The organism is Cyanobium sp. Aljojuca 7D2, assembly GCF_024346415.1.
In the GTDB taxonomy this organism is placed as follows: Bacteria; Cyanobacteriota; Cyanobacteriia; order PCC-6307; family Cyanobiaceae; genus Cyanobium_A.
The window spans coordinates 28,502-52,860 of record NZ_JAGQCX010000012.1 but is presented as its reverse complement, the minus strand read 5'-3'; the positions used below and the strand labels follow the sequence as shown (position 1 = coordinate 52,860).

Here is a 24,359-nt window from a genome sequence, read left to right as displayed (position 1 = left end):
GGCGGCAGTTGCTGGCACACGCCTGACTCAGAACCGGAAGGTCACCCCCGTGCCGATGTGGTGCTGCCACCCACGGCCCCAACCATCGCCCCCTTGGCTGCTGTAGATCGGCTTCCAGTGGGCGAACAAGACTGTGCCGGGACTCACAGGCACTTCCAGTGCCAACTCACCACCCCAGTCGGTGCGGCTGGAAAGGCCTGAGTAGCTGCCGGGGCTATAGAAACGCGGCCCCCCAGTAAGGGTCACATTGAGCTTGTCAACATTGAATCCAAAGCCCAGCCATGGGTCTGTGTAGTTGCCAATGTAGGTGCCATCAGATTCCCAGCCCGTACGATTTTCTAGGGATAGAAAAAAGCCATCGGCAATGGTTTCGAGGCCATCGCCCAGGGCAAAATTCACATCGCCATCCCCCAGGGCCCACACCACGCCAACCCCCACCTCATTCTTGAGCCCCTTGATGTCTTCCCCCTGGTTGCGGGTGACGTAATAAGGCTTCCATTCGGCCATGAACGAGAGACGATCGTTCGGGGCATAGCGGGCCTGCAGCTGTCCCTTGATGTCGACGCGCTGGAAAGGGGCGCCGCCATGGCCCTCCGCTACATCGTGCTCCGCTTCATCGTGATCGTCGTCTCCCTCGTCAGCATGGTCGTCGTGGTCGGCGTGGTCATCGTGTTGATGCACCCGGCCATAGAAATGTTCAGCTTCCCCCCACACAAAGGCCGGGCCGACCATGGCTTCGATGGCAAAACTGCCCCGATTGGGCAGCCCCCACTCCATCACCACACCAATCAGGCCATCGATGGCGTAGTGGCGGGGGCGATCCTCCAGGTTGTTTTCCAGGCCGGCATGGCCCTCGATGGTGAGCACCGGGGCCATTTCAAACTCGCCGGGGGCCAGCTCAGCGCCGCCGGCGGCGCCATGGGCCCGCACCGGAGCGGGCAAGGCGCAGGCCAGGGCAATCCCAGCGGGGGCCAGCAGAAAAAGCGGCAGAGCCAACGGGGATGGGCGAAACAAAGGCATGGCTGATGCAGATAAAACTGGGGTGTTGGAGGCTGGGGTGCCTGGCGCGGTGGGGACTGATGCGGCGACCCGGGTCAGCGGATGGCAGCCCAGCGCTGGGCGAGCTGGTCGGCAGCGGCGCGATCGCAACGCCCGCCCTGGCCATCCACGAAGGTGCAGACATTGGCCGTGGCGGTCTGCACGGTGGAGCGCCCTGGAGCCAGGCCATCGGCCACCAGGGGGGTGGGATTCACCGGCACCCCGCTACTGCGACTTACCCGCCGCAGGGTTTTCGACACCGGCGATGATTCGGCGAAAAGCTGACGGGTGCCCGATTCCCTGATTGCCTTGGTCATCGCGGCGAGACTGGCGGGCCGCAGCACGCCCGCAGTTGTGTAGGCATCCAGCAGGGGCAATTCCCGGATGCCGTAACGCCGCGCAAAGCTGCTGAATGCACGGTGTTCAGTAACCAGAACTCGTGTGGACTCAGGCACGGTGCGGATCTGGGCACCGGTCCAGGTGCCGAGGGCATCGAGCACGCTGCGGGCGGCCTGGCTGCGCTGCTTCACGCCGGCGGCGGCCGGGGCGGGCAACACGGCCACCAGGCGACCCTCCACCACTGACACCATGGCGGCGACCTGGCTGCTGTTGTGCCAGACGTGCGGATCACGGCCGGGGCTTTCCGGCACAGCCAGCTCCGCCACCGCCACCCGCGGAGCCGAGATCTTCACCCGTTGCAGGGCAGGGGTAAGTCCATAGCCATTGACCAGCACCAACTTGGCCTCGGCCAGGGCCTGGCGATCCCGGGGGCGCAGGACCGCCTGATGGGGATCGGCGCCGGCCGGGATCAGGCAGAGCACCCTGACCTGCTCGGCAGCGAGGGTGCGGGTGAGGTCACACAGCACACCATCAGCGGCTACCACCATCGGAGCCGGGGCAGCAGCGGCAGGGGGCAGGCAAGCAAGCAGGGCGACGAGAGCCGTCGCCGGCGCACCCAGCAGCCCCGGGCGACACACCCGACTGACAAAAACTACGGACATCAGCACCCTGCAGCACAAAGTGAATGATAACGATTCTCATTCATTGCCAGGCACAATGGGTGCCACATGGGGCGCCGGCCCCGCTGTTTCTTGGCTCCGCCCGTGGATGCGCCCTTGCTTCAGGCTCGCCAGCTCGCCTTTGGCTACGCCAAAACCGCCGTTCTGCGGTCCATCAACCTGGATGTCACGAACGGTTCATGCACCCTGATACGGGGTGACAACGGGGCTGGCAAATCAACCCTGCTGCAGCTGCTGCAAGGCAAATTGCAGCCCACCGCAGGCTGGGTGCGCCTATGCGGCCGCCCCCTTAAAGGCCAGCGGAGGCGACTGGCCCTGGTGCCCCAGGCCCCAAGCCTGCGCTGGCATTACCCAATCACCCTGGCCGGCCTGGTGGGCCTGGGCTGCGGCGGCCACCCCCAACGCAGCCACACCGCCCTGGAGCAGGTGGGTCTGGCCGCCTTGGCAAAAGCCCCGATCGCAAGCCTCTCGGGCGGCCAGCGACAGCGGGCCCTGATTGCCCGCGCCCTGGCCCGTCAGGCGGCCGTGCTGCTGCTCGATGAACCCTTTGCCTGCCTTGACAACCGCAGCCGCGAGCAGCTCGGCGCCCTGATCCAGGCGCTGGCGGCTGATGGAACGGCGGTGGTTCTTACCGCCCACGGGGATCTACCAAGCAGCCTGGAACAGGTGCCGCAAATGCACCTGGAGCACGGCCAGCTGGGGCCTGGGGATCGGCTATGAACGTGTTGATGGAGCCCTGGTGGCTGATTCCCTTCCTCCTGGCCGGGCTGTGTGGCCTGGTGTGCCCCCTGCTGGGCACGCTGTTGGTGGTGCAGCAACGAGTGCTCACTACGAATCTGATGGCCTACGCCGTATTGCCCGGCGTTGTGATAGCCAAGGCCCTGAGCTGGCCGGAGCTGCTGGGGGGCATGGGCGGGGCCATGGGTGCGGTGCTCCTGGCCGAGCTGCTGATGGCGGGCCGCCCCTCCGGCAGCGGCCAGGCGGAGGCCGTGCTCAACACCGTGTTGGCGGCCAGCCTCGGACTGGGGGTGCTCCTGGTCCAGGGCCTGGAATTGCCGGTGGATCTCGATGGCCTGCTGTTCGGCGATCTGCTGGTGGCAGGCCCGGCAGACCTGCTTCGCCTGCTAGCGGCCCTGGCCCTACTCCTTCTGGTGCTGCGGCTGCGCTTCCACCAGCTGCAGTGGCTGGGGCTCGACCCGGAGGGCGCCGCTGACATCGAACTGCCGCTGCGCGGCCTGCGGCTGACTATGGCCGCTCTCACGGCCCTGGTCGTAGTCAGTGCCACCGCCGCCGTGGGCCTAGCCCTGGTGATGGCGCTGATCTGCGCCCCTTCTCTGGCAGTTCTTTCACGCGCCCAGAGCTTGGCTCAGGCCCTACGCCTGGTAGCCGGGCTGGGCATGGTGGTAGGCGTCACCGGCTGCGGCCTAGCGCTGGGATTCAACCTGCCTCCCGGGCCCCTGATGGCTTGCTTCTGCTTGCCACTGCTGTGGCTGAAGCCAGCACCCCGCTCCTGGGACTGAGCTGGCTCACCAGCAGCGCCGCCAGAAAGCCCAGGAATTGCACAATCACCACACACGGACCGGAGGGCAGGTTGGTGAGGCCGGAGCCCAGTAGGCCCAGCAATGCACAGCCACCGCCCAAGGTGGCTGAGGCGAGGGCATAGAGCGGGAAGTGGCGGCTCACGAGCCGCCCACCGCAGGCCGGGATCACCACAAAGGCGCTGATCAGAAGCACCCCCACCGCTTTGATTGACACCGCCACCACCACCGCCAGCAGCACGATGAAGATCAGGCGGTGACGGTTAGCCCCCACCCCGAAGGCTCCGGCGAGATCGCTGTTGAGGGTGAGCAGCACCTGGGCACGCAGGCTCAAGGCGAGATAGCCCAATGCAATCAGCAGCAGCAGGCAGATCACCACCAGATCGCTCCAGCTGATGCCGAGGATGTCGCCGAACAGCAGCTGCTGGATGCCGCCGCGGTAGGTCTCCACCAGGCTCAGGGCCACCACCGCAAAGGCCAGGGAGGTGGAATACACGATGTTCAGCAGGGCGTCTGCCGGTAGGCCGCTGCGGGCCACCAGCTGGTTCACCAGCAGGGCGAACACCACTGCGAAAGGGATCAGCACCAGGGTGGGATTGACCCCCAGCAGGATTCCCAGGCTGATGCCCAGCAGGGCGGAATGACCGAGGGCATCGCTGAAGAACGAGAGCTGACGCAGCACTGCGAAGCTGCCCAGCAGCCCGCCCAGGGCGCCGGTAAGCAAGCCGCCGAGCAGGGCCCGCTGCATGAACGGCTGGCCAACAATTTCCAGCAAGCCTGCGGCATCAGCCATGGCCAGCAATCCCGGCATGGTTATGGCGGTAAGGCACCACATTGGGGCCGTAGAGCTCGGCCAGCCGCGCTGGGCTGAGGGCATGGTCGGGGGCACCGCTGCAGCGCAAGTGGCGATTCAGGCACAACACCTGATCACAGCTGCGGCGCACCATCTCCAGATCGTGCGACACCTGCAGCACGGTCCAGCCTTCCTGGCGGCGCAGATCTAGCAGCAGCTCCTGGAACTGCTCGCTGCTGGGAGCATCCAGACCCGCCTGCGCCTCATCGAGCACCAGCAACTGGCGGGGCCGCACCACACAGAAGGCCAGCAGCACCCGCTTGAGCTGACCGCCGGAGAGCTCGCTGAGCCGGCGTTCCACCAGGTCCTGGCAGCCAGTGCGCTGCAGGGCGCGCCGCATCGCCGCGGTGCGGCGCGCCCTGCCCAACCAGGCCAGGCTGAGGCCTGGTGCATCAGCGCCAAAGCCCACGAATTCGCCCACGGTGAGTGGAAAGCGGCCCTGCAACGCCAGGCTCTGGGGCAGATAAGCGATCTGCGCACGCACCGCACGGGGCAACTCGCCCGCCGGGCCGAGGGAGTGGCCCAGGATCCGCACGGCCCCTGCCGCCCTGGGCAGCAAACCCAACAAAGCAGCTACCAGGCTGCTCTTGCCAGCACCGTTGGGCCCCACCAGGGCCGTGTCGGTTTCGCGGGCGAGCTGAAAGCTCACCTGCTCCACAGCCAGCTGCTCGCCACGGCGAACGCTCAGGCCTTCAACCGACAGCACTGGGGCGCTGTCTGTCATTGGCCGAAGGCCTGGCGCAGATCAGCCACGTTGCGTCGCATCAGCTTCAGATAGGTCGAGGGATCGCGCGAGGCTTCCTCCGTGGCCGTCTCCATCGGATCAAACACCACCACCTTCACCCCTAGATCCTTAGCCAGGGCATTAAATGAGCGGTTGCCCTCCTGGGGTTCGCTCAGCAAGGCCTTGAGCTGGCTGGTCTTCACCTCGACCGCCACCCGCTGCAGATCGGCCGGGCTGGGATTCAGTTCCGGCACATCCACCAGGAACTCGGCCTTGAGGCCATAGCGCTCGGCGAAGTAGGGGGCGAAATCGTGGAAGGCGATGAAGGTTTTGCCGCTGTAGGGCTTCAGCTGGCCGGCGATCTCGCTGTTCAGTTGCCGCAGCTGGGTGATGTAAGCCGCTGCGTTGCGCTTGTAACCCTCTGCGCAGTTGGGGTCAGCCTTGATCAGCCCGTCACGGATGGTTTCCACCTGCTGCGCGGCCCGCAGTGGATCCAGCCAGATGTGGGGGTTCACCGCCCCATGGGCATGTCCATGGCCCTCGTCCTCTCCATGCTCATGGCCATGCTCATGGCCGTGTTCCGCTTCTTCTTCTGGCGAGTCGATGGTGGTGATGCCGCGGCTGGAGTCGATCACAGCCAGCTGGCTGTTGCCGGCGGAGGCCACCAGCTTGTCGAGGAAGCTCTCCATCTCCAGCCCATTTTTGACGAGCACGCGGGCCTGGCGCAGCGCCGCCAGATCTCCTGGCTTGGCCTGGAAATCGTGGGGGCCTGTGCTGGGAGGGATCAGGGCCGTGACCGTGGCGCAGTCGCCCGCCACGGCGCGGGTGAACAGGGTGATCGGCAGGAAGGTGGTCACTACCGGCAGCTTGGCGCCGCTGGAGGAACTCTCAGCCTTCTGCTGCGGCGCTCCGCAGGCCGCCAGAAGCAGCGAGAGGGTGATCGCCCCTGCGCGGGTCAACAGGACGTGGATGGGTGCCATCAGGAGAAACGACGGAGACAACGGGGAAGCTCGGGTGGCAGCGGGCCACAAAGGATGAGAATCATTCTCACCGTAGCGGTGAATGGCGGGCCTGTCGCAAGACCTCTCGCCATGGGGTTCCGCGCGCGCTCAGGCCGTCCTGCAGGGCATCCAAGAGCGCCAGGGCGCAGGCCAGGTCGTCCGGCTCTGGTGGCTGCTGCCACTGCCGGACCAGCGCTTCGGATGCCTGCATCAGCTTCGGCATCGGCTCCTGCATGGGGTTGGTGGCTGGATCCAGCCGGCGCTGTTGGGCGCGCTCGCTCAGGGCATCGGCCGGTGGAGCGAGTGCCGCCGGCCCACCGGCTGTTGGGGTGGCACCGGTCTCGTAGAAACAAGCTCTTGCCCCGGTATGGCAGGCCACATCGCCAACTTGCTCCACGCTCAGCAGGAGGGCATCGGCGTCACAGTCGTAGCGAAATCCCCGCAGCAGCTGGAGATGGCCGCTGGTGGCTCCTTTGTGCCACAACTCCTGGCGCGAGCGACTCCAGTAGTGCACCTGGCCGGTCTCAAACGTGGCCAGCAGCGAGGCCCGGTTCATCCACGCGAGCATCAGCACTGCACCATCGAGCCAGTCCTGGGTGATGGCAGGGATCAAGCCATCGCTGTTGAAGCGCAGGTGGTTGATGCAGGCGACGGGCCACTGTTCCCTGGTACTCATGGCCTGGCCTCCTCGCCTGGATCGAGGGGCCACATCACCCAAGCACCCTCCTCTCCACCAGCGGCCAGGGCCTGGCCGTCGGATCGCCAGGCCACGCTGGTGAGCGGCTGGCCATCGAGTTCGAGCACCTGCATCAAGGTCCCGGCTTCGCTCCACAGCGCCGCGGATCCATCCCGCGATGCCGTGACGATCGGGGCCTCGGCAGGGCCACAGGCCAGCGCCACGATCCGATCCAGATGAAAGGGCAGCAGCACGGCGTTCCAGGCCTTGAGGGCATCTCCCTGGCCCGACCACACGACGGCGGCCTCCGCCGCTGCCACCAGCAGCGCTTGCTCTCCACTGGGTAAGCGCGACAACGCGAGGGCGTGGATCTTGCCCGGCAGGTCACCGACGCCAAGCATGGGTTGCTGCAGATCTCGCCACAGCACCAGGCGCCGATCCACGAGGCCCGCCGCCAGCCAAGGCGGATCCACGCCCCACACCAGCTGGAGCACGGCCGAGCCCGTTGCCAGCTGCTGGGGGCGTTGTGTTTGCGCTGATCCCAGTGGCAGGCTCCAGATCCACACGCCCTGGCCGGTGCCCGCCGCCAGTTGATCGCCCGCTGGGCTCCAGCTCAGGGCCATCACCGCGCCGCCCGGGCTGCACAGCGGCGGCAACCAGACCTTGTCCTCGCTGTGCCAGATCCAGAGTTCTGATCCCCTGGCCACGGCCAACAGGGGGCCAGCCGGCTGCCAGGCCAGCTGATCGATCCATCCCCCGACTGCCGGCACGGTTACCTGCAGCGGCACCTCACCGTCCAGGCACCAAAGCGAAAGCGCGCCGGATTCGCCGCCAGCGGCCAGCCAGCGGCCACAGCTGGAGAATCCCAGGGCATCGAAGCCCTGAGCAGCAGTTTCACCGGCTTCGTGCAGGGGCCAATCCACGCCAGCGGTGAAATCAACGAGGATGAAGTCTCCAGATGAGCTGGCGACAGCCAATTGGGCTGCCCGGGGTCTCCAGGCCAAGCCAGTGACGCAGCCCTGAATCGTGCCGCGAAGCTGCTGGCTCACCGGCCCCTTGGTCGTCGGCTCCGCCAGACCTGAGCATTCAGTCATCACGGCTCATCGTGCTGTGCTCCAGCAATTGATTCAGTTGCCACCGACGGGCGTCGTGGGGATCGGGGGCCAGTTCGCCGACCAGCTCTCGGGCCAGGTTCTCGACCATCGGCGACCACTCCACCTGGCCGGTGCGCTCGAGCAGAACCTCCACCGAGAGCAGCCACGCCTGCAGCACCCGCAGATCGCTCAGAATCTGCTGCCGGCCCAAGATCCGCCGCTCCAGAGAGGGTGGCTCGCTGGCCAGTTGTTGCTCAACGGCCGTCGTCAGGCTCCGCATCGCCTGGATGCAGGCCCAGAGCTGCTCCTGCTGCCCCCTCAGGCTGGCCCCGCGGCGTAGCAAGCCATCGTGGAGCCGATCGAACCGTGCCTGCTCTTCGGCTGAGGGCTGCTGCTCCCAAGGGTCCTGTCCAGCAAAGTCCCGCGCATCCAAGGTCATCAGATCAGCAGTAGGTCAGACCCTCGCCGAAGGGGCAAGACTCGCACGAAGGAACGAGAATCGTTCTCATAGAGTACGACGCTGATTCCAGTCGGCCCAGGCGATGCAGCAAGCGATGCCCTCAAGCCAGGGCCAAGGCCCCAGCGCTGTTGCAGGAGCAGCGCCTGTGCTGACCGTGGCGGTGCGGGCCGCCGAACTGCGAGGCGGGCGGCGAACGGAACGGCAGCTCCTCTCCTTGGCCGTGGGCCAGGGCGTCCTGTCCCCCTGGCTTGAACGGGAATTGGCCTCCATGAAGCCCGGCACGCTGAGGCGCTGGCGCCTGGGGCCTCGCGAGCGGCCACCCATTCTGGCGGGCCATCCCTGGCTGTCTCGCAACGGCCTGATCTGGCTGGAGGTTGAAGTGCTGGAGGCTCGCCAGCCGTCGCTGCCGGGTCAGGGGCCCAGCGGCTGCGCTCTGATCAGCCAGAGCGACGTTCAGATGTTGTTTGAACGCTGGAACAAGGCGTTGCAGAGCGACGATCCAGAGCAGGTGGCGCGCCTTTATAGCCGTGATGCGGTGCTGCTTCCCACGCTCTCGGATGAACCACGCACAGACCACGACAGCATCGTGAATTACTTCAGTCACTTTTTAGAGAAGCGACCCCATGGCGAAATCAGCCAACGAGAAATCCTGATTGGCTGCAACATGCTTCAGGATGCGGGGCTCTACACCTTTCGTTTTGCCGATGGCAGCAGCGCGGAAGCGCGCTACAGCTTTATCTACGTTTTTGAGGACGGGGAGTGGAAGATCTCGCATCATCACTCCTCGTTGCAGCCCGAATCGGCTGACTGACACCCGCGACTGATGGTGACGTCACCCTTGCGTACGTGGCTGGGGCAGCTGCTGTTGCTGCTCATCCGTGGCTATCAGATCCTGATCAGCCCGCTGCTGGGGCCGAATTGCCGCTTCACCCCCAGCTGCTCTCAATACGCGATCGAAGCAATTGAGATCCATGGACCCTGGCGGGGCTGTTGGCTGGCGCTCTGCCGGCTGGGTCGCTGCCACCCGTTTCACCCGGGTGGCTACGACCCGGTACCACCTGGTGCGGATCAGCCAAAGCCGCTGCCGGAGGAACGTCGCTGACGCTCGCGCGCCGGCACCGCCACCGGCCACAACCACCAGCGTCCATGGGCATCGCCGGCGGCCAGATGCCGTCCATCCGCTCGCCAGGACAAAACATTGAAGCCGCTGCCCTGCCCCTCGATGGGCTGCATCAGCTGACCCCGCCCATCCCAGAGCGCCACAGTGCCGTCGCTGGAGGCACTGGCCAGCAGGGTGCTCCCTGGCGCAAAGGCCAGTGCATTGACGCGTTTTTCGTGCCAGAGCAACGGTTCGGGTTGCCAGGCCTTTGCAACCTGCTTCACCTGCGTCCACAGGATCACGGCCTCTGCGGCGGCACTGGCCAGCAGTGGGGCCAGGCGGCCGGGCTGCTCGCTCCAGGCCAGCTGACGCACCTTGGCGGGGAAACCGCTGAACTGCCAGGGCTGGCCATGGCAGCCCTGCGGCCACACCAGCAGGGAGCGATCCAGCATCCCGCAGGCCAGATGGTGCCCCGGCCCTGAAAAAGCCAGGGCAAGACCCGCAGATGCGATGGCATGGCGCAGCGGCGGATCCGACGGCGAGCTCAGACAAGGGTGCCACAGCACCACTTCACCGTGGCAACTAGCGGCTAGCTGTACCCCATCGGCGCTCCAGGCCAGGGTCTGGATCGTGCCGGGCAACGGCAACGGTGGCTCACGCCATTGGCGGTTGGCCCCATCCCAGAGCCGCAGCTCACGCCCGGCCGCCACCGCCAGCAACAGGCCACCCGGCTGCCAGGCCGCCGCATCAATCCAGCCGCCGCCCAACCGGATCGGATCCATGGCCAGCGGGCGCACCCCGGTGCCGCCCAGCTCCCAGAGCAGCAGCTCACCGTCCTGGCCGGCGGCCATCAGGAACTGGCCATCGCTGCTGAAGCCCAACACATCGAGGCTGCTGTCGCGCTCTCCCCGCAGCAGCTCCTCACAGCCGGCGCGGAAATCGAGCAACAGCAGTTCGCCGCCGGCGCTGGCGATCGCCAGAAACTCGCCATCCGCCGACCAGGCCAAGGCTGTGATCGGCTGCTGCAGATCGCCGCAGAGCCGTTCGCTCACCAGGGGTGCTGCCGGTGCCATCGCCAAGTCAGGCCACGCAAGCGTGGAAACCGGCTCGCAGGCCATCGGCATCGAGATCGCGGCCGATGATCACGAATTCAGTGCGGCGCCTTTCACCCGGCTTCCAGGGGCGATCGAAATCCCCGTCGATCAGCATGTGCACCGACTGCAGCACGTAGCGCTCGTCCTTGCCGTCCAGCTGGATGATGCCCTTCATCCGGAACAGATCCGGACCACGGCTGGCCACCAGATCGGAGATCCAGCGGCCCAGCTTCTCGAGGTCCATGGGACGCTCCTCCACCAGGGCCAGCGAACCGACCGCATCGTCGTGCTCATGGTCGTGCTCCTCGGCCAGAAAGCCCGGATCGAGGCTCAGGGCCCGCTCCAGCTCAAAGGCTTCCACCCCCAGCAGCTCCTGCATGGGCACATCAGCTTTCTCACTGGTGAGCAGCCGCGCTACCGGGTTGATGGCACGCACGCGGCGCTCGATCGCCGCTCGATCGGCGTCGCTCACCAGATCGGCCTTGTTGAGCACCAACACATCAGCGAAGGCCAGCTGCTCCTGCACCTCTTCTGTGTCCCAGTGCTGCTCGACGTGCTTGAGATCCACGAGCGTCACCACGGCATCCAGCCGCAGCTCATCGCGCAGATCCTCATCCACAAAGAAGGTCTGGATCACAGGCGCCGGATCGGCCAGGCCGGTGGTTTCGATCACCAGATGGTCGAAGCGGTCGCGCCGTTTCATCAGGTTGCCGATGATTCGGATCAGATCACCCCGGACGGTGCAGCAGATGCAGCCGTTGTTCATCTCGAAGATCTCTTCATCGGCATCCACCACCAGCTGGTTGTCGATGCCCACTTCGCCGAACTCGTTGACGATCACCGCCACCTTGAGGCCATGCTCATGGGTGAGGATCCGGTTCAGCAGGGTGGTCTTGCCGGCACCCAGGTAGCCGGTGAGCACGGTCACCGGCAGGCGCTCGGCGGCGGGAACGGGGCTGGAGAAGGCCATGGCCAGGCTGGGTCGGGCCCAAGAGTGAGAATGGTTGTCGTTCTAGCAGCGGCGGCAGCCCGGGTCAGTGCCGATGGCTTCCACGATTCCCCTCCCCAGACAGCAGCGTCTGCTCCAGCTGCTCCGGCTGGCGGAAGGCGAACTCAGCGCCCAGGAGCTGCATCAGCGGTTGAGGGATGCCCAACAAGGCACGGGGCTGGCCACCGTGTATCGGGGGCTCAAACTGCTGCAGCAGGCCGGCCTGGTGCGCTGCCGCAAGCTCTCCAGCGGCGAAACCGTCTACGCCCCGCTGGAACGTGACGAGCATCACCTGATCTGTGTGCAGTGCGGCTCCAGCCAGCCCTTGCCGCTCTGCCCCCTTGGCACTAGCAGCCTGGGCCTAAATGCGGTGCTGCTGCAGGGGTTTAGGCCGTTGTTTCACACCTTCGAAATCCACGGACTCTGCAGCCGCTGCCAGCAAGTCGAGGTTGGGCTGGATGGCTGACCTAGTGATTGTCGGCGCCGGTCCCCAGGCTCTCACCCTCTGCTGTCTGTTGCTGCAGAAGCGCCCCAGATGGCGGCGCCGACTGCGAATTGTTGATCCCAGCGGCACCTGGCTGACCCGCTGGCAACAGCAGATGGAGTGCTACGAGATCCCATGGCTGCGCTCACCCTCGCCCCATCACCCCCATCCGAACCCCCATGCCCTGAGGAACTTTGCGCACTTGCAGCAGCGCAACCGCCAGCTGGAGGGTCCCTATGGCCTCCCCCACACCGGTCTCTTTGGGGACTTCTGCCGCCAGGTCACCAGCGAGTACCAGCTGACGGATTGCATACGGGCCGCGAGCGTGGAGCGCATCCGGCTTCCCAAGGTGCGAGGCGGCCCGATGGAGCTGGCACTCAGCGATGGCACCACCATGGCCGCCGGCAGGTTGGTGATCGCCACGGGAAGTGGCACGCCTCAGATGCCCGCCTGGGTCGGGGCGATCGCAGGCGACCCTCCGCCAGACGCACTGCAGCACAGCGACAGGATCCATCTGCCTTCGCTGCACTCACTGCTGGGCCAACGGATCCTGATCGTGGGGGGCGGGCTCACCAGCGCCCATCTGGCTCTGGGCGCGCTGCGTCGAGGTGCGCGGGTGCATCTGCTCTGTCGGCGGATCTTGAAGCACAAGCCCTTCGATGCCGATCCAGGCTGGCTCGGGCCCAAATACCTCAAGGCCTTTCATGCCGAACCCTGCATGCGGCGGCGTCAGCGGCAGGTGCTGGAGGCCCGCGACGGTGGATCCATGACGCCGGAGACAGCCGCCCAGCTCAGGCAGGCCCAACGAGGAGGCGCGCTGCACCTCCACGACCACTGCGAGGTGAGTTCCGCCCGATGGTGCGCCAGTCACTGGACTGTGGTCTGCACCGATGGCCATGGTCTTGAGGTCGATCGGATCTGGCTCGCCACAGGGCACCGCCAAGGCGTCAGTCAGCACCCGCTTTTGCGACACTTGCAGCAGCAACAGCCGAACGAGCTGCTCGACGATTGGCCAGTTCTCGAGGCAGATTTGCGTTGGCCCGGGACACTGGTCCATGTCATGGGAGGTCTTAGTGCCTTGCAGATTGGGCCGGCGGCACGGAATCTCTTTGGCGGGCGTTTAGCGGCTCAGCGCATCTGCCAGGCGGTCATGAAAACCTGATGAATCAAGCACACACTCTGGCGCCAGCTTGTTGACCTCAAACAAGCTTTCAAACCCAAGGACTCAGGAGGAGTAAAGACCTACTCAGTCCTGCTAGGTGTTCAGCAGGTGAGCCAACTTTGCATCCATGGCAAATCAAGACAGGCACTCGCCAATGGAGCGGATGGGTTCTGAATTCCACTCTTCAAAGTAGCATTATCGCAGCGGCATCATTTCCCAAAGTCGGTTGTAATTTAGTCGGTGTCGCTGCCCATCACCAGGCCGCCGAGCACAAACCAGAGGATGTTGAGCAGAAAGGCCATGGCTGCAAATTGCCAGGCTTGGGGCAATCCTGCAGTCATGGCCCACAAGGGCCTCAGCGGCGCAGCGCCGGCTCAGGCTCTGGTGCGCTGGCTGAGCACTGCTGCTCAACTTCAAGGGCCGTGTCGATCTCATCGATGCGGCGCAGCAGTTTCGCCAGCACCGGCATCAGCTCCTCCTCGAGCAAGGTGAGTTCTTCCTCCCCGTAGGGGTGATCGATCCAGCAGCGAGGGATGGGCTGGTGCCGGTGCTTGTAGAGGATCCACTCCAGAGTCCTCTGGCAGGACTCCAGCAGGGAGAAGGGATCCTCCGGCGAATAGGAGAGTGCGGTGGTGACCATGGCAAGCAGCGCCGGTTGGCGCAGCGACGGGACGCACCAGAGCCCGCCCCGCTTGGCAAGGGCTGGCCGCCAGGCCAGCTCGCGCAGCCCTTGCCAGGGGCGGAGACTGGGGCAGCCTGTCGCGACATCGTTTGCGGTGCCGCAAGAGCTTGCAGCTGGCGGGACTTGAGCAGAGCTGCCCACAAGCAAGATCACTTCTAGAGTTCAGGCAGGTGAGGGCGCAGGATGACGTTCAACTTGGAAGTGGAGCAGGAAGAGGACGGACGCTGGTTGGCCGAGGTCGTTGAGCTACCGGGTGCCATGGCTTACGGATCGTCGGCAGCTGAGGCCATGGCCAAAGCAGAAGCCCTTGCTCTCAGGGCTCTGGCAGAACAGTTGGAGCACGGAGAAGCGGCTCCTCGCAACATCAACATTGCTGTTCCGACGGCAGCATGAGTGTCTGGCCAGCGGTCAAAGCCAAATTGGTCTTGGCTGCCCTCCGACGTCTTGGCTGGCAGCAAAGCGACAAAGCGGATCCCATCGAACCTTGAGCCGTGATGGGTGGGCCGATGTGGTGTTCGCCTTCCATGACAGCGATGAGATTGGTCCGCGATTGCTGGCGCGTATCGCCAGGAACACCGGTCTGAAACCGGACGACCTTTGACCAACCAGCGATCAGGACTCAGGGCCACCGCGGTTGCGCTTCAAGGCTGTCGCACTCAGGAGGGCCAGGGTTGTGGCCAGGGCATCTTCAAAGGTGTCTTTCAGCGCGCTGGAGAGATCGGCGCACAGGGGCCTGACCTTCTCGCCTCTGAGGCAGTTGCTGAGGGTGAGAAGGTTGAACAGCAGCTGGGTTGAGAACAACACCGCGAGCGCCCGCAGCAGAAAACGCTCCTTGTTGAACGGTGCAGGGCCGGCCATGGCAACAAGCGCCCTTGGCCCTATTGCCGTGGCGCTGACATACGCCAGCTCCCTTCAGAGAGCGCGCTTGAAAAGGGTTCAGGCGCCGTGCGTGGATGGTGGTTCTTGCGATGCCATGACGCCAGAGCTCGCAGCCTGCGTTCTCGAGGGGCTCTTGCTGCTCCACGAGGAACTCTCGGTCGATCCGGATGCACCTTGGTACGTGGGCACGCCGGATCAGACCCAGGTGCTGCATGACGAGCTCTGGCTGCTGGCTGGCGAGCAGGTGATCAGCAACAGCATTGACCTTGTCGAAGCCTGGTATGGGGCCGGCCGCTCAGCCTTGCTGCCCGTGCAGTGTTGCGGCGAACTGGTGAGCAGCAGGCACCAGCACGCGGCTTGATCGCGCCTTTCGCTGTTCTCAGAACCACTCCGCCACGGCCTCGGCTGCCGTGTTGACCCGGGCCTCGGGGGTGCGGCGCTCGAACTCCAGGCGGATCGAGCGCTGCTGCTCGCCATCGGCGGCAATGGCGCGGATCGGGTAGAGCTGCTGCCCATCGCGGAAGGGCACATGCATCCGGAAGGTGCCATCGGCTGAGAGCGGCACCTGCTCATCACCGATGAACAGGCTGGCGCTGGGTTCGGTGGCGCCGTAGACGATCAGCTCGGCATCCGCCACCAGCCAGAACGAGCGTTGCCGCACCACGCCACTGCCGGATTCGTTGCGGCCGCTGGCCCACAGGCCGGCGCCGGAGGCATTGAGCAGGCCGCTCTGATCGTTGATGAAGTCATGCTCATGCAGCACCTCGGAACCGATGCGGCGGCTGCGGGCGCTACCGGCTATGGCCCGCTGATACAGGCGCTCGTGCTCGACCCCGCCGCTGCTGATCGGCTCTGGGAGTGCCACCGGCAGGGTATCGAGCGAGAAGGGCACAAACACATCGGCCACCACGGCGCTGGGCTCATCGGCCGGCACCCGTGCCACCGCCGAGTGGGCCAGCGACAACCAACCGCCCCCGCTCAGGCGATAGCCGAGCTCCACGCGGTACTCGCGATCGCTGAGTGGCACAGGCAGATACCACTCCTTGCCTTGGGCATCGACGACAAGTTCCTGCAGGGCATGGGGATGGCTGGAGCCCTGGGGCAGACCGGTCACATCGGCCACCCGCAGGCAGAGCTGCCCGGCCCCAGCGGCTGCAGCGCGCTGGCGATCGGCGCTGCTGATCTCCCAGAACACATAGGCCCACTGCGGATCGCGCGGCAGAAACACCACCTGGGTGCTGGTCTCGGGCCTGGCCACGGCAGCCGGCCTGGTGCGATGCCCGTCTCCGCTGGGTTCTGTTGCTGGAGCGGAAGCCCCCGCGATGGATGCAATCAGATCGCTCTTGCTCAGTGCCGCGTAGCTCTTGAGGCCAAGGCGCTGGGCCAGCTCCCGCAGCTGCAGCACAGAGGTCTTGGCCAACTCAGCGACCGACAACGATTCACCAGCCATGCCAAGAACCTTTTCGAATTGTGAAGCCATGTTCACCCTGCGAGGGCGCGATCTGGCCTCATGTGTCAGCAGACCTGGACTCAGCGGGATCGCTGTGGGATCGCTCTGGGCTGTCCAGGCGCGCCGATTGCAGTGCCTGTAAACAGAACTGGAGCCTGCTTGCTGATCTCGTGGTCTACAAAGCCTTGCCGGCGGCTGTGATCTGTCAGTGGACACAAACAGTGGCCGGACGATTGCCGGCGTTGGATGGATTGACTCCTCCCTCAACGCGATGGTCGCCCCATGACTCAGACGACCTCTCGGGAACCCGCTGCGTTCTGCATCGGAGAGCTTGAGGCTCAGTACCCGCTGTATTGCAAAGCGCTGCGGATGCTCGTGCGCGATGGTTCCTCACTCATCAAGGTGAAGCGCACGGTCTGCTGGCAGCGGCTTGAGCTGTTGCACCACAGTCTGCCGAGGCAGTACCGGGATCCCGAACTCCTATATCTGCACCTGCGGCGCGAGTGGCTTGATCAAACAGCCCTCAGTGACAAGGCCGGCAGCGCAGAGCTTGCCAGCCCGCTACGGCAGATCAGAAGACCTGCACCCTGTTGATCAAGCTGAGACAGGGCAACTGAGCAGGGAGCTGCTGATGCTGCGCTGCAGCGTTACAGAGTGCCTGGCCAGCTCTGATGGGCGGCAGGCCGCAGCAGCTGAGAGGTGTCGGATTCCCATTGACGGGTGAGCAGCTGCAGGAGCCTCTGATCCAGATTGCGGCGGATCGCCTTTGGACCTGCGGTGACCTGACCTGCGGCGTTGCTCGATCGAGCATCCATGGCCGATTCCGCCCGTGGGGCGATCACGATGGCTGCCCTCATCGCCTGCTGATACCCCCGGATGGGGAGGAGCTGCGCACTGGCATCACCCTGACCCTGCCGTTGCTGTGGATCTGCTGCATGGTCCCTCTATCAGATCTCAGCAGAATGAGGGGGTGGGCACCTGATCCCAGTTGCTTTGGTCGTGGGCGGCGACAGAGCGATCTTCCTGGGCCAGCCGTTCCATGACCAGGGCCAGATCGTTGGCGGGCTGGCGAGGGGCTCCACACTTCCATCAGGGGGTCATCACCGGCCGTACCGCGGTTCAAGCAGAAGCGCTCAGGCTGGAATCAGGCTTTCAGCGCTGACGGATGGGCCCGTCGCGATCGGAGCGGTAGCGCAATTCGATGGCCGGCAACTGCTCAGCCAACAGCGCCAACACCTGCTCAAAGCAGGCCCGGCTCTGCGGGGCCCCTTTGCCCATGCCCTCGCGGCTGCTGAGCAGGCAGGTGATCTCGCCGTGGCCGCGAAACTCCAGCAGCAGCTGCACGCTGATGCCCTGCGGTGGCAACAGCTGTGCCATCGAGGCGTTGCGCTGGTCCAGCCAGGTCAGCTCAACTCCAAGCGTGTCGGCAAGGCGATTGAGCTGCTGTTGAAAGCTGGCAAGCTCCAGGCCTGGGCAATGCAGGTGGGCTTCATAGCGGGCCATGGCTGGACCCTACAGAAAACCCCTGGCCGTTTGGACCAGGGGTTCGCTGGAGCAGCCGGGCAAGGGAAGCGCTGGCGCTCAATGGGGCACCACTGCTGCTGGTGCTCTGCAGTCAATGTGACTGGCCTGAGCGATCAGCACGCATCGGCGCAACAAACGATCACTGCGCTGATCACTCCTCGTCGGCGCTGCCGGCCGGGATCAGCTTGATCTGCTTGCGGCCCAGCTTGATCTCGAACTCATCGCCGGGATTGAGATCCAGCAAGGCAGTGTAGGCCTTGCCGATCAGCAGATTGCCGTTGAACTGCACCCTTGTGTTGTAGCTCAGCTTGCGGCCACCTTTGCCGCGTCCCTTACCAGCGCCATCGCCAAAGCTCAGGCCCTTGGCTTCCAGCAGCGCCTCATAGAACGCGGTGAAATTCAGGCGCTCACTGCCGTCTTTCTTGCTGCTGACATAGCCGCACTCACGGACCATGTCCGACTTGGAAGTATCGCCCAGTTCTTTGACCTTGGCGAGCAGTTCAGATCCGCTTAGCGGCATGGATCCCCATCCAAAAACACCAGCGCAAGATAACGGCTCGGCCCAATCTGACCAGGGGGCTGGGGTTTGGTCTGTTGCTGGCTTCAGTGCAACGGATTCAAGGCCCGGCAGATGCTGTCATCGACGCTGGTGACGGCACCACTCCAGCCGGGGCAAACAAAAACGTTGTCTCGCCCAGACGCTCGGATTGGCCCTCGAGTGCATGGACCGCACCAGAGACGAAGTCGATGACCCGCTGCGGCTCGAGCTGATCGAGATGCAGCACCACCGTTCGCTGCTCGCGCACAGCCAGAGCGATGGAGCGGGCATCGTCAAAACCCCGGCAGTGGAACACTTCCAGCTCTTGAAAGCCTTGGGCAGAGCCGAGGTCCATGCAGCCAGCATGGCCGGCTTGACCTGGCTGTCCAGTGCCGGTTGAACGTGAACCGCTGCTGATCAAAGGCGTCTTTGCCAACGGCGCGGGTCCTGTCTTCCGTGCACGGCAAGAACAATGATTGCCGTTGACTCAATGCGGAAGTAAACGGCGTAAGGGAATCGCTGCAGGATGATTCGCCGAACGTGGGCATGGACAACGGGATATTTCAGGGGCTGCGCCTGCAGTCGCTCAATGGATTCAGCCAGAGCCTGAGCGAATTGAGCTCCCAATCCAGATTGCCGTCGTTCGTACCAGCCGCGGCACTCAATAGCCTCCTGCCTGGCTTCTGGCAGAAATCTGACCGGCAGGGTCATGCCAGATCGAGGTCTTGGCGCACGACCTCCCAGTCGAGCGCGTTCTCAGGATTCTGTTGATGCCTGGCCCAGCGCTGCTCAAGCTCAGCGCAGAAGGCTGCATCGACAGGCAGAGCCTCGTCCTGCTCAGCAGCATCCAGGCTCTGCCAGAGCGTCATGGCCAGTTCGAGCCGCTCAGGACCAGGCAGGGCCAGCAGCTCCTGGAGTGTGGTGGTGCCCATGCCCAAACCCTGCTGCACTGCCCATTGAGGCTACTCATGGCAGCTCGGCAATAGCAGCTGGCGGTAGGCGGCCTGGCCGCGCAGGTGCTCGATCACCCAGCAGGTGGCATCAGCCTTGGCCGCTAGGGCTGCCTTGTTGCCCTCTTCTGCCAAAGGGGCGGCTTCCAGCTCGGCCAAAGCTGAGGCACGTTGCTCAGGGTCATCGGTTTCCAGCTGCTCAGCCAACTGGCCGATCGCGGAGGTGAGTTCCTGGGCCTCGATGCCCAGCTGCCAGAGCGAGCCGGAGCGCTGCAGCGAGCAGGCAGGGCCTGCCGCTGGAGCTGCCGTGTCAAAGGCAGGCGCATAGATGGGAGTGAGAGCAGCCATGACGGGTGAGGTGAATGGAGGACGTGGGAACAGAACGCAGCGCCGATGGCGCCGAAAGCTTGTGCTGTGAACTCAGCAACGGGAAGCAGAGGGAACGACCCAAAGCCCGGCCGATGGACTGACCTCTGCAACGGAGATCGACGCCGGAGAGCGGGAGGCCATGCGGCGCGCCTGCTGCACAAGCGAGGCCGTGCCGGCGCCACCGGGGAACGCCACCACCAACACCGAGACCTGACGGCCGGGGGATGAGTGAACCAAGGCCCGGCCGTGGAGCTGCCACTGGGCTGGCATCACCAGAGAGGCCCAGCCCAGCTGATGAGCAGCCCGGCCAATGGCGGCATCAGCGCCGCGGGCGCCGCCGTGGAGCAGCAGATGCACCGGCCGGCCGCCAGTGCGGGCCAACAACTCAGCGGCGACCCGCTGATGGGGCCAGGCCAGATCACGGCCGCCACCGGCTGCGATCACCAGAGATCGAGCCGGCACAATCTCCGGCCTAGATGGAATAAGAAAAGCCATGGATTCAGTTGCCATAAGTGACAACTGATCGGGGCATCACAACCCCTCATCGATACGCAGCGGTGATGGCGAGACCAGGGGATGAGGTTGCCGCAGGCGATGGACTTGGGGCCTTTGGCGCAGCCCTTATTCTACCAGTACAAGTGCATTAATATTCCAGCTAATGCCAGCTAAATCAGAGGATCTGGCGGAATCTTTGCCGACAGATGCAGGCCAAAATCCGGCCGGCCGGACATAACCAAAGACCACGGCTTTCACTCGCATCTCAATCATCAGCCGGCCTTCTGGAATATCTGGCACCGCAGCCGCGGGCATGCCCCCATGCCTTCCATCCCTTCACACCCCAGGGCAGGGGCGGAGGGCGGCGGCGGCTGTCTGACCTCAGCCACGGCGCAGCTGTGGCAAGTTCAGGACAGCCGACGACGCCTGGAGCCCTCTCTGCGCTGTCTCGTAAGCCCCAGGGCACATCCAGGAACTCCACCAACAGCACCCCCCCCCCCCCCGGCGGGCGCCATGCTGCTTGCACAGGCCCTAGCGGGTGGCCTGCTCCATCCCGGCCCGGCCCCAGGACAGCTGTTCGGGTGTGACGAGCACCCGAGATCAGCCGCCGGCCATAAAGGCTTCTCTGGTGGCTTCCAAGGCCTGCAGGCGCTTGTGGCAGTTGCAGCTGCGCTCGTAACAGGGGTTGCCAGGCTTGTCGTGGTGCTGGAAATGATTAGGCGCTGGCCCGTGGTGGTGCTTGCTGGCCGTTAGGCGAAGTCAAAAGACTCCAGCAGCGCTCGCAGCAACGAGATCCGTTTCAGATCGCCAATGCGGGGCTGGGGAAGCCATCCACACCGCCGACTTGTCCGCCAGCTCAGACCAGAAAAGCCATCAAGATTTTCCAGGTATGTACCCGACGCGGAATGGGGATACCAAGAACTGGCAACTCGACCACTCCAGCGCACCAAAAGAAACTGGGCCAAACCAGGTTTTGCGCTCATTTTGCGCTCAACCCGGAGGGCCATTCGGTGAAAAGTCAGTCGGGGCGACAGGATTCGAACCTGCGACCTAGTGCTCCCAAAGCACCCGCGCTACCAAGCTGCGCCACGCCCCGTTCTCGGAGCTTAGGGGGCGACGGGATGGAGCAGAAGCGGCAAGGGCTCAACCGCCCAGGGAACGGATCGCATCCCAAAGACCGCCGCCAAGGGCAGGGGGCGCCACGCCTCTATCGAGAAACCACAGGCCACCGGCCAGAGCATTGAGCACGAGCACCAGCAACCAGACACCCCAGCCCTCGGGCAGTTTCACGGCGATTCCAAGGGCATCAGACCGCCATCTTCGCCGAGATGACGGCAGGCATTGACGCCGCAGCCAAATACGACTAGTACGGGTGTATTGCTATCTATCGCCATGCTCGTCGCCTCCCCCTACGCGATCTTCAGAGCCGATCACACCCTGCACGCCCAGGCAGGCCTAGGCGCCAACGCGGCTGTCGTCCAGCGCCGGGTCAGCAAGACCCTGGCACCCATCCAGCCTCCCGCCGCCTGGACAAGCCTGATCCAGGGGGATCTGTTCGACTCGCATCAGCCCCTCTGAAGCCGCGCTGCGCGGAGGAGACAGATCCCCGCTGCCTCGCTAGTGTTGAAACCAACACAGGGAGGATTCGGCTATGGCGATGCACTCCAGCAATGGCGACTCCACGGACATCGGCCGCTCCGTCATGAAGTGGGGGCGAGATGGGGAACTTTCAGCGCTCGACCTGCAATCGATCCTCGAGCGCCTCAGGGCCGTCGACGACCAGGCCGCCAACCTGATGGACTGTCCCCTCGATCTGCCGGGTTGAGCGGCATCCGCCTTTCTGGAATCAGGCGCTGAGGGCGATGGCGTCGATCTCCACCCGGGCGCCCTTCGGCAACGCTGCCACCTCGACGCAGGCCCTGGCCGGCGACACCCCATCGCCAAACATCTCCGCATAAATCGCATTCACCCGTGCGAAATCGCCCAGATCGGCCAGAAACACCGTGGTGCGCAGCACCTGCTGGGGGCTGCTGCCGCCGGCTTCCAGCACGGCCTTGAGGTTGGTGAGCACCTGGCGGGTCTCGGCCTCCACGTCACCACCGCCCACCATGGCCCCGGTGGACGGATCCAGGGCGATCTGGCCGGAGCAATACAGCACACCTGAAGCCTTCACGGCCTGGTTGTAAGGGCCCACGGGTGCCGGGGCTTGGGCGGTGATGACGGCTTCCAGCTGCATCGATCGACTCATGCCAGGTCAGGATGGTGGCCGAGCTTATGGCCATTGCCGGCCCTGCGCCGATCGCCAGTCCCCTCACCGAGCTAATTCCTGCTGAGTTGCCGCTGCGCGAGCACGTGCAGCTCAAAGACATCTGGCACCGCTACGCCAACGCCGCCCCCGACGAGTGGACCCTCCAGGGCATCGATCTGGCCCTTGGCCAGGGGGAGCTGGTGGGCCTGCTGGGCCCGTCGGGCTGTGGCAAGACCACCCTGCTGCGGCTGATCGCCGGCTTTGAGCGGCCCGAGCGCGGCTCGGTTTCGATCGATGGCCGCACCGTCGCCGGACCTGGCCGCTGGCTGCCGCCCGAGCGCCGCGGCGTTGGCATGGTGTTTCAGGACTACGCCCTGTTCCCCCACCTCGATGCCTGGCGCAATGCCTGCTTCGGGCTGCGGCGCGGCCAGGACAGCAGCCGGGCCAGCTGGTTGCTGGAGTTGCTCGGGCTCAAGGGGCTTGAAAGCCGCTATCCCCACGAACTCTCCGGGGGCCAACGCCAGCGCCTGGCCCTGGCCCGCGCCCTCGCTCCTGGGCCATCGGTGGTGCTGCTCGATGAACCCTTCTCCAACCTCGATGTGGAGGTGCGGCTGCGCCTGCGCAGCGAGCTGCCCGCTGTGCTCTCCCGCTGTGGCGCCAGCGGTCTGATCGTCACCCACGACCCGGAAGAGGCGCTGGCGATCTGCGATCGGGTGGCGGTGCTGCGCGATGGGGTGCTGCACCAGTGCGCCAGTCCACGGCAGCTGGTGCAGCAGCCCGCCACGGCCTTCGTGGGACGGTTCGCGCTCCAAGGCAACCTGCTGCCAGCCGAGCGCCAGGGCGATCACCTCCATACAGCCCTCGGCTGCCTGATCGCCAGCCCAGGCGAAGCGAGCCTGGCGACCGGCGCGTCACAGCAAGCCCAGGAGCCGCTGGAGGTGCTGATCAGCCCCGAGGCCATCCAGCTCCGCCCCGACCCCGATGGCCAGGCCTGGGTGCAGGGGCGTGAGTTTCTGGGCCGGGAATGGCTCTATCAAGTGCAGCTCGATCACCTGCGGCTTCGGCTGCGGCTGCCCCTCGACGCCGAATACAACCGCGGGGTGCGCTGCCAGCTGTCCCTACGGCCCGGGGCCCAAGTGGTGCTCTTCCCCACCCGCGTGCCGCTGCAGGTGGTGGCCGCCCCCCAGCCCTGATCCGCCCCTAGGCCGCCCAGTGGTCCTTGCTGCTGCGCAGGGCAGCCAACTGCTCCGCGCTGCCAGCACGCAGAAACAGGTTGGTGGCGCGCTCCAGCCCCACCGTGCTCGGGATGGTGGGCTCCCCCTGAGCCCGGGCTGCCAACACCTCCGCAAGCCGCTGCTGGATCGCCGCCGCGCTGGGATCGCCTGGCGCCACGGTGGCGGCGGCCCAACGCAGGTTGGAGGCGGTGTACTCGTGGGCGCACCACACCCGGGTGGCCTCGGGCAGCTGGCCGAGGCGCTGCAGCGAGGCCTGCATCTGGGCCGGGCTGCCTTCGAACAACCGCCCGCAGCCGGCGGCAAACAGAGTGTCGCCACAGAACAGATGCCCCGAAATGGGCAAGTAGTAGGCGATATGGGCGCGGGTGTGCCCCGGCACGGCCAGCACCTCCACCGTCTCACCCAACAGGTCAAACCGGTCGCCATCCACCAACCCCTGGGTCTGGAGCGGGATGCGCGCCTGGTCGTCGCGGCTGGCCAGCACCGCCGCACCGGGCCAGCGAGCCAGCAGCCCCGGCGTGCCGCCAATGTGATCGCTGTGGTGGTGGGTGTGCAGGATCGCCACCAACTCCAGCCCCTGCTGCTCCAAGGCGGCCAATACCGGCTCAGCCACAGCGGGATCCACCACGGCGGCCTGGCCCTGGCGCTGCACCACAAACACGTAGTTGTCGTGCAGCACCGGGATCAGGCCGACGCGGAGTTGGGGCATCGTTAAAGTCCAGCCTGTGGCGTCCCCCCATGATCACCGCTGCAGCCCAG

Annotated in this window: 37 protein-coding genes and 1 tRNA gene; 13 read left to right on the top strand and 25 right to left on the bottom strand. The window is 65.3% G+C overall.

Features of this window, described 5'->3' with window-relative positions; genetic code table 11:
* Nucleotides 1-27 precede the first annotated feature (27 nt).
* Nucleotides 28-876 (bottom strand): hypothetical protein, encoded by an 849-nt coding sequence (locus KBY57_RS12160; RefSeq protein ID WP_254996162.1) that lies wholly within the window; start codon nucleotides 874-876, stop codon nucleotides 28-30.
* Nucleotides 877-1,094: 218 nt separating this feature from the next.
* Entirely contained in the window at nucleotides 1,095-2,039 is a 945-nt protein-coding gene (locus KBY57_RS12155; RefSeq protein WP_254996139.1) for a metal ABC transporter solute-binding protein, Zn/Mn family, read from the bottom strand.
* A 90-nt stretch (nucleotides 2,040-2,129) separates the two neighbouring features.
* Between KBY57_RS12155 and KBY57_RS12150 the strand changes: the two genes are divergently transcribed.
* Nucleotides 2,130-2,777 (top strand): metal ABC transporter ATP-binding protein, encoded by a 648-nt coding sequence (locus KBY57_RS12150; protein ID WP_254996138.1) that lies wholly within the window; start codon nucleotides 2,130-2,132, stop codon nucleotides 2,775-2,777.
* Nucleotides 2,774-3,577 (top strand): metal ABC transporter permease, encoded by an 804-nt coding sequence (locus tag KBY57_RS12145; protein WP_254996137.1) that lies wholly within the window; start codon nucleotides 2,774-2,776, stop codon nucleotides 3,575-3,577. Before KBY57_RS12150 ends, KBY57_RS12145 begins: the two co-directional genes overlap by 4 nt.
* Here KBY57_RS12145 and KBY57_RS12140 read toward each other — a convergent pair.
* The 6 genes from KBY57_RS12140 to KBY57_RS12115 form a co-directional block, all read right to left on the bottom strand.
* Nucleotides 3,495-4,388: a metal ABC transporter permease gene (locus KBY57_RS12140; protein WP_254996136.1), complete on the bottom strand. Its 894-nt coding sequence runs from the start codon at nucleotides 4,386-4,388 to the stop codon at nucleotides 3,495-3,497. The genes KBY57_RS12145 and KBY57_RS12140 overlap by 83 nt on opposite strands.
* Nucleotides 4,381-5,172 carry a metal ABC transporter ATP-binding protein gene (locus tag KBY57_RS12135; protein WP_254996135.1) on the bottom strand — a complete coding sequence of 264 codons (792 nt, stop codon included), beginning with the start codon at nucleotides 5,170-5,172 and terminating at the stop codon, nucleotides 4,381-4,383. The genes KBY57_RS12140 and KBY57_RS12135 overlap by 8 nt, the downstream gene beginning before the upstream one ends.
* Nucleotides 5,169-6,152 carry a metal ABC transporter solute-binding protein, Zn/Mn family gene (locus KBY57_RS12130; RefSeq protein ID WP_254996134.1) on the bottom strand — a complete coding sequence of 328 codons (984 nt, stop codon included), beginning with the start codon at nucleotides 6,150-6,152 and terminating at the stop codon, nucleotides 5,169-5,171. The genes KBY57_RS12135 and KBY57_RS12130 overlap by 4 nt, the downstream gene beginning before the upstream one ends.
* A gap of 67 nt (nucleotides 6,153-6,219) precedes the next feature.
* Nucleotides 6,220-6,849: a phosphoribosyl-AMP cyclohydrolase gene (gene hisI / locus KBY57_RS14385; RefSeq protein WP_409996448.1), complete on the bottom strand. Its 630-nt coding sequence runs from the start codon at nucleotides 6,847-6,849 to the stop codon at nucleotides 6,220-6,222.
* On the bottom strand, nucleotides 6,846-7,943 hold the full coding sequence (locus KBY57_RS12120) for a WD40 repeat domain-containing protein (protein WP_254996133.1): 1,098 nt from the start codon (nucleotides 7,941-7,943) through the stop codon (nucleotides 6,846-6,848). The genes hisI and KBY57_RS12120 overlap by 4 nt, the downstream gene beginning before the upstream one ends.
* The gene (locus KBY57_RS12115) at nucleotides 7,936-8,382 is read right to left on the bottom strand and encodes a hypothetical protein (RefSeq protein ID WP_254996132.1); all 447 of its coding nucleotides are present in this window, start codon (nucleotides 8,380-8,382) and stop codon (nucleotides 7,936-7,938) included. Before KBY57_RS12115 ends, KBY57_RS12120 begins: the two co-directional genes overlap by 8 nt.
* A gap of 115 nt (nucleotides 8,383-8,497) precedes the next feature.
* On the opposite strand from KBY57_RS12115, the gene KBY57_RS12110 reads away from it, so the two are divergent.
* Both KBY57_RS12110 and yidD read left to right on the top strand, forming a co-directional pair.
* Nucleotides 8,498-9,214 (top strand): SgcJ/EcaC family oxidoreductase, encoded by a 717-nt coding sequence (locus tag KBY57_RS12110; protein WP_254996131.1) that lies wholly within the window; start codon nucleotides 8,498-8,500, stop codon nucleotides 9,212-9,214.
* 39 nt (nucleotides 9,215-9,253) lie between these two features.
* Nucleotides 9,254-9,505 (top strand): membrane protein insertion efficiency factor YidD, encoded by a 252-nt coding sequence (gene yidD / locus KBY57_RS12105; protein ID WP_254996161.1) that lies wholly within the window; start codon nucleotides 9,254-9,256, stop codon nucleotides 9,503-9,505.
* Here the strand turns inward: yidD and KBY57_RS12100 are convergent.
* Together KBY57_RS12100 and KBY57_RS12095 are read right to left on the bottom strand one after the other, a co-directional pair.
* On the bottom strand, nucleotides 9,472-10,575 hold the full coding sequence (locus KBY57_RS12100; RefSeq protein WP_254996130.1) for a WD40 repeat domain-containing protein: 1,104 nt from the start codon (nucleotides 10,573-10,575) through the stop codon (nucleotides 9,472-9,474). The genes yidD and KBY57_RS12100 overlap by 34 nt on opposite strands.
* A 7-nt stretch (nucleotides 10,576-10,582) precedes the next feature.
* A complete protein-coding gene (locus tag KBY57_RS12095) occupies nucleotides 10,583-11,566 on the bottom strand; it encodes a CobW family GTP-binding protein (RefSeq protein ID WP_254996129.1) in 984 nt (327 codons plus the stop codon).
* A 73-nt stretch (nucleotides 11,567-11,639) separates the two neighbouring features.
* On the opposite strand from KBY57_RS12095, the gene KBY57_RS12090 reads away from it, so the two are divergent.
* Both KBY57_RS12090 and KBY57_RS12085 read left to right on the top strand, forming a co-directional pair.
* Complete coding sequence (locus tag KBY57_RS12090; RefSeq protein ID WP_254996128.1) at nucleotides 11,640-12,050, top strand: Fur family transcriptional regulator; 411 nt, start codon at nucleotides 11,640-11,642, stop codon at nucleotides 12,048-12,050.
* Nucleotides 12,043-13,230: an FAD/NAD(P)-binding protein gene (locus tag KBY57_RS12085; RefSeq protein WP_254996127.1), complete on the top strand. Its 1,188-nt coding sequence runs from the start codon at nucleotides 12,043-12,045 to the stop codon at nucleotides 13,228-13,230. Before KBY57_RS12090 ends, KBY57_RS12085 begins: the two co-directional genes overlap by 8 nt.
* A 355-nt stretch (nucleotides 13,231-13,585) precedes the next feature.
* Here the strand turns inward: KBY57_RS12085 and KBY57_RS12080 are convergent, their stop codons facing one another.
* On the bottom strand, nucleotides 13,586-13,870 hold the full coding sequence (locus tag KBY57_RS12080; RefSeq protein WP_254996126.1) for a hypothetical protein: 285 nt from the start codon (nucleotides 13,868-13,870) through the stop codon (nucleotides 13,586-13,588).
* Between the two features lie 225 nt (nucleotides 13,871-14,095).
* Here KBY57_RS12080 and KBY57_RS12075 point away from each other — a divergent pair, with 225 nt between their 5' ends.
* Nucleotides 14,096-14,305, top strand: coding sequence for a type II toxin-antitoxin system HicB family antitoxin (locus KBY57_RS12075; protein ID WP_254996125.1), 210 nt, complete (start codon nucleotides 14,096-14,098; stop codon nucleotides 14,303-14,305).
* Nucleotides 14,306-14,420: 115 nt separating this feature from the next.
* Nucleotides 14,421-14,513: a hypothetical protein gene (locus tag KBY57_RS12070; protein WP_315859799.1), complete on the top strand. Its 93-nt coding sequence runs from the start codon at nucleotides 14,421-14,423 to the stop codon at nucleotides 14,511-14,513.
* 11 nt (nucleotides 14,514-14,524) lie between these two features.
* Here KBY57_RS12070 and KBY57_RS12065 read toward each other — a convergent pair whose 3' ends face one another.
* Nucleotides 14,525-14,770, bottom strand: a complete 246-nt coding sequence (locus tag KBY57_RS12065; protein WP_254996124.1) for a hypothetical protein — start codon at nucleotides 14,768-14,770, stop codon at nucleotides 14,525-14,527.
* A gap of 115 nt (nucleotides 14,771-14,885) precedes the next feature.
* Between KBY57_RS12065 and KBY57_RS12060 the strand changes: the two genes are divergently transcribed.
* The gene (locus KBY57_RS12060; protein WP_254996123.1) at nucleotides 14,886-15,152 is read left to right on the top strand and encodes a hypothetical protein; all 267 of its coding nucleotides are present in this window, start codon (nucleotides 14,886-14,888) and stop codon (nucleotides 15,150-15,152) included.
* 18 nt (nucleotides 15,153-15,170) lie between these two features.
* On the opposite strand, the gene KBY57_RS12055 is transcribed toward KBY57_RS12060, so the two are convergent.
* Nucleotides 15,171-16,241 (bottom strand): DUF4912 domain-containing protein, encoded by a 1,071-nt coding sequence (locus tag KBY57_RS12055; protein WP_254996122.1) that lies wholly within the window; start codon nucleotides 16,239-16,241, stop codon nucleotides 15,171-15,173.
* Between the two features lie 282 nt (nucleotides 16,242-16,523).
* Here KBY57_RS12055 and KBY57_RS12050 point away from each other — a divergent pair, with 282 nt between their 5' ends.
* Nucleotides 16,524-16,835: a DUF3136 domain-containing protein gene (locus tag KBY57_RS12050; protein WP_315859798.1), complete on the top strand. Its 312-nt coding sequence runs from the start codon at nucleotides 16,524-16,526 to the stop codon at nucleotides 16,833-16,835.
* A 53-nt stretch (nucleotides 16,836-16,888) separates the two neighbouring features.
* On the opposite strand, the gene KBY57_RS12045 is transcribed toward KBY57_RS12050, so the two are convergent.
* The 10 genes from KBY57_RS12045 to KBY57_RS12005 form a co-directional block, all read right to left on the bottom strand.
* Entirely contained in the window at nucleotides 16,889-17,098 is a 210-nt protein-coding gene (locus tag KBY57_RS12045; RefSeq protein ID WP_254996121.1) for a hypothetical protein, read from the bottom strand.
* 295 nt (nucleotides 17,099-17,393) lie between these two features.
* Nucleotides 17,394-17,744: a hypothetical protein gene (locus tag KBY57_RS12040; RefSeq protein ID WP_254996120.1), complete on the bottom strand. Its 351-nt coding sequence runs from the start codon at nucleotides 17,742-17,744 to the stop codon at nucleotides 17,394-17,396.
* A 172-nt stretch (nucleotides 17,745-17,916) separates the two neighbouring features.
* Complete coding sequence (locus KBY57_RS12035) at nucleotides 17,917-18,285, bottom strand: AbrB family transcriptional regulator (RefSeq protein ID WP_254996119.1); 369 nt, start codon at nucleotides 18,283-18,285, stop codon at nucleotides 17,917-17,919.
* A 97-nt stretch (nucleotides 18,286-18,382) separates the two neighbouring features.
* The gene (locus KBY57_RS12030; RefSeq protein ID WP_254996118.1) at nucleotides 18,383-18,658 is read right to left on the bottom strand and encodes a cell division protein SepF; all 276 of its coding nucleotides are present in this window, start codon (nucleotides 18,656-18,658) and stop codon (nucleotides 18,383-18,385) included.
* 62 nt (nucleotides 18,659-18,720) lie between these two features.
* Nucleotides 18,721-19,014: a type II toxin-antitoxin system RelE/ParE family toxin gene (locus KBY57_RS14380; protein WP_409996447.1), complete on the bottom strand. Its 294-nt coding sequence runs from the start codon at nucleotides 19,012-19,014 to the stop codon at nucleotides 18,721-18,723.
* Entirely contained in the window at nucleotides 19,011-19,235 is a 225-nt protein-coding gene (locus tag KBY57_RS12025; protein ID WP_254996117.1) for an addiction module protein, read from the bottom strand. The genes KBY57_RS14380 and KBY57_RS12025 overlap by 4 nt, the downstream gene beginning before the upstream one ends.
* 30 nt (nucleotides 19,236-19,265) lie before the next feature.
* The gene (locus tag KBY57_RS12020) at nucleotides 19,266-19,601 is read right to left on the bottom strand and encodes a hypothetical protein (protein ID WP_254996116.1); all 336 of its coding nucleotides are present in this window, start codon (nucleotides 19,599-19,601) and stop codon (nucleotides 19,266-19,268) included.
* A gap of 72 nt (nucleotides 19,602-19,673) precedes the next feature.
* Nucleotides 19,674-20,117: a DUF2493 domain-containing protein gene (locus KBY57_RS12015; RefSeq protein ID WP_254996115.1), complete on the bottom strand. Its 444-nt coding sequence runs from the start codon at nucleotides 20,115-20,117 to the stop codon at nucleotides 19,674-19,676.
* 1,022 nt (nucleotides 20,118-21,139) lie between these two features.
* Nucleotides 21,140-21,213: transfer RNA gene (locus KBY57_RS12010), tRNA-Pro, on the bottom strand.
* Between the two features lie 47 nt (nucleotides 21,214-21,260).
* Nucleotides 21,261-21,407: a hypothetical protein gene (locus tag KBY57_RS12005; protein WP_254996114.1), complete on the bottom strand. Its 147-nt coding sequence runs from the start codon at nucleotides 21,405-21,407 to the stop codon at nucleotides 21,261-21,263.
* A 102-nt stretch (nucleotides 21,408-21,509) separates the two neighbouring features.
* Here KBY57_RS12005 and KBY57_RS12000 point away from each other — a divergent pair, with 102 nt between their 5' ends.
* Nucleotides 21,510-21,695, top strand: a complete 186-nt coding sequence (locus KBY57_RS12000; RefSeq protein ID WP_254996113.1) for a hypothetical protein — start codon at nucleotides 21,510-21,512, stop codon at nucleotides 21,693-21,695.
* A 73-nt stretch (nucleotides 21,696-21,768) separates the two neighbouring features.
* A complete protein-coding gene (locus KBY57_RS11995) occupies nucleotides 21,769-21,942 on the top strand; it encodes a hypothetical protein (protein ID WP_254996112.1) in 174 nt (57 codons plus the stop codon).
* 21 nt (nucleotides 21,943-21,963) lie between these two features.
* On the opposite strand, the gene KBY57_RS11990 is transcribed toward KBY57_RS11995, so the two are convergent.
* Entirely contained in the window at nucleotides 21,964-22,365 is a 402-nt protein-coding gene (locus KBY57_RS11990) for a RidA family protein (protein ID WP_254996111.1), read from the bottom strand.
* Nucleotides 22,366-22,376: 11 nt separating this feature from the next.
* Between KBY57_RS11990 and KBY57_RS11985 the strand changes: the two genes are divergently transcribed.
* A complete protein-coding gene (locus KBY57_RS11985) occupies nucleotides 22,377-23,558 on the top strand; it encodes an ABC transporter ATP-binding protein (RefSeq protein ID WP_254996110.1) in 1,182 nt (393 codons plus the stop codon).
* A gap of 7 nt (nucleotides 23,559-23,565) precedes the next feature.
* Here KBY57_RS11985 and gloB read toward each other — a convergent pair whose 3' ends face one another.
* Nucleotides 23,566-24,309, bottom strand: coding sequence for a hydroxyacylglutathione hydrolase (gene gloB, locus KBY57_RS11980; protein ID WP_254996109.1), 744 nt, complete (start codon nucleotides 24,307-24,309; stop codon nucleotides 23,566-23,568).
* Nucleotides 24,310-24,359: the final 50 nt, after the last annotated feature.

Coding starts and splice junctions, on each gene's coding strand:
- KBY57_RS14380 (WP_409996447.1), bottom strand. CDS start 19,014: ATGACCCTGCCGGTCAGATTTCTGCCAGAAGCCAGGCAGGAGGCTATT.
- KBY57_RS12015 (WP_254996115.1), bottom strand. CDS start 20,117: ATGGCTTTTCTTATTCCATCTAGGCCGGAGATTGTGCCGGCTCGATCT.
- KBY57_RS12050 (WP_315859798.1), top strand. CDS start 16,524: ATGACTCAGACGACCTCTCGGGAACCCGCTGCGTTCTGCATCGGAGAG.
- KBY57_RS12025 (WP_254996117.1), bottom strand. CDS start 19,235: ATGGGCACCACCACACTCCAGGAGCTGCTGGCCCTGCCTGGTCCTGAG.
- KBY57_RS12045 (WP_254996121.1), bottom strand. CDS start 17,098: ATGAGGGCAGCCATCGTGATCGCCCCACGGGCGGAATCGGCCATGGAT.
- KBY57_RS12035 (WP_254996119.1), bottom strand. CDS start 18,285: ATGCCGCTAAGCGGATCTGAACTGCTCGCCAAGGTCAAAGAACTGGGC.
- KBY57_RS12160 (WP_254996162.1), bottom strand. CDS start 876: ATGGCCCCGGTGCTCACCATCGAGGGCCATGCCGGCCTGGAAAACAAC.
- KBY57_RS12080 (WP_254996126.1), bottom strand. CDS start 13,870: ATGGTCACCACCGCACTCTCCTATTCGCCGGAGGATCCCTTCTCCCTG.
- KBY57_RS12155 (WP_254996139.1), bottom strand. CDS start 2,039: ATGTCCGTAGTTTTTGTCAGTCGGGTGTGTCGCCCGGGGCTGCTGGGT.
- KBY57_RS12135 (WP_254996135.1), bottom strand. CDS start 5,172: ATGACAGACAGCGCCCCAGTGCTGTCGGTTGAAGGCCTGAGCGTTCGC.
- KBY57_RS12130 (WP_254996134.1), bottom strand. CDS start 6,152: ATGGCACCCATCCACGTCCTGTTGACCCGCGCAGGGGCGATCACCCTC.
- KBY57_RS12055 (WP_254996122.1), bottom strand. CDS start 16,241: ATGGCTGGTGAATCGTTGTCGGTCGCTGAGTTGGCCAAGACCTCTGTG.
- KBY57_RS12020 (WP_254996116.1), bottom strand. CDS start 19,601: ATGGCTGCTCTCACTCCCATCTATGCGCCTGCCTTTGACACGGCAGCT.
- KBY57_RS12120 (WP_254996133.1), bottom strand. CDS start 7,943: ATGACTGAATGCTCAGGTCTGGCGGAGCCGACGACCAAGGGGCCGGTG.
- KBY57_RS12040 (WP_254996120.1), bottom strand. CDS start 17,744: ATGGCCCGCTATGAAGCCCACCTGCATTGCCCAGGCCTGGAGCTTGCC.
- gloB (WP_254996109.1), bottom strand. CDS start 24,309: ATGCCCCAACTCCGCGTCGGCCTGATCCCGGTGCTGCACGACAACTAC.
- KBY57_RS12060 (WP_254996123.1), top strand. CDS start 14,886: ATGACGCCAGAGCTCGCAGCCTGCGTTCTCGAGGGGCTCTTGCTGCTC.
- KBY57_RS12085 (WP_254996127.1), top strand. CDS start 12,043: ATGGCTGACCTAGTGATTGTCGGCGCCGGTCCCCAGGCTCTCACCCTC.
- KBY57_RS12095 (WP_254996129.1), bottom strand. CDS start 11,566: ATGGCCTTCTCCAGCCCCGTTCCCGCCGCCGAGCGCCTGCCGGTGACC.
- KBY57_RS12000 (WP_254996113.1), top strand. CDS start 21,510: ATGCTCGTCGCCTCCCCCTACGCGATCTTCAGAGCCGATCACACCCTG.
- KBY57_RS11990 (WP_254996111.1), bottom strand. CDS start 22,365: ATGAGTCGATCGATGCAGCTGGAAGCCGTCATCACCGCCCAAGCCCCG.
- KBY57_RS12075 (WP_254996125.1), top strand. CDS start 14,096: ATGACGTTCAACTTGGAAGTGGAGCAGGAAGAGGACGGACGCTGGTTG.
- hisI (WP_409996448.1), bottom strand. CDS start 6,849: ATGAGTACCAGGGAACAGTGGCCCGTCGCCTGCATCAACCACCTGCGC.
- KBY57_RS12110 (WP_254996131.1), top strand. CDS start 8,498: ATGCCCTCAAGCCAGGGCCAAGGCCCCAGCGCTGTTGCAGGAGCAGCG.
- KBY57_RS11995 (WP_254996112.1), top strand. CDS start 21,769: ATGGCGATGCACTCCAGCAATGGCGACTCCACGGACATCGGCCGCTCC.
- KBY57_RS12030 (WP_254996118.1), bottom strand. CDS start 18,658: ATGGACCTCGGCTCTGCCCAAGGCTTTCAAGAGCTGGAAGTGTTCCAC.
- KBY57_RS12100 (WP_254996130.1), bottom strand. CDS start 10,575: ATGGCACCGGCAGCACCCCTGGTGAGCGAACGGCTCTGCGGCGATCTG.
- KBY57_RS12145 (WP_254996137.1), top strand. CDS start 2,774: ATGAACGTGTTGATGGAGCCCTGGTGGCTGATTCCCTTCCTCCTGGCC.
- KBY57_RS12140 (WP_254996136.1), bottom strand. CDS start 4,388: ATGGCTGATGCCGCAGGCTTGCTGGAAATTGTTGGCCAGCCGTTCATG.
- KBY57_RS12090 (WP_254996128.1), top strand. CDS start 11,640: ATGGCTTCCACGATTCCCCTCCCCAGACAGCAGCGTCTGCTCCAGCTG.
- KBY57_RS11985 (WP_254996110.1), top strand. CDS start 22,377: ATGGTGGCCGAGCTTATGGCCATTGCCGGCCCTGCGCCGATCGCCAGT.
- KBY57_RS12065 (WP_254996124.1), bottom strand. CDS start 14,770: ATGGCCGGCCCTGCACCGTTCAACAAGGAGCGTTTTCTGCTGCGGGCG.
- KBY57_RS12115 (WP_254996132.1), bottom strand. CDS start 8,382: ATGACCTTGGATGCGCGGGACTTTGCTGGACAGGACCCTTGGGAGCAG.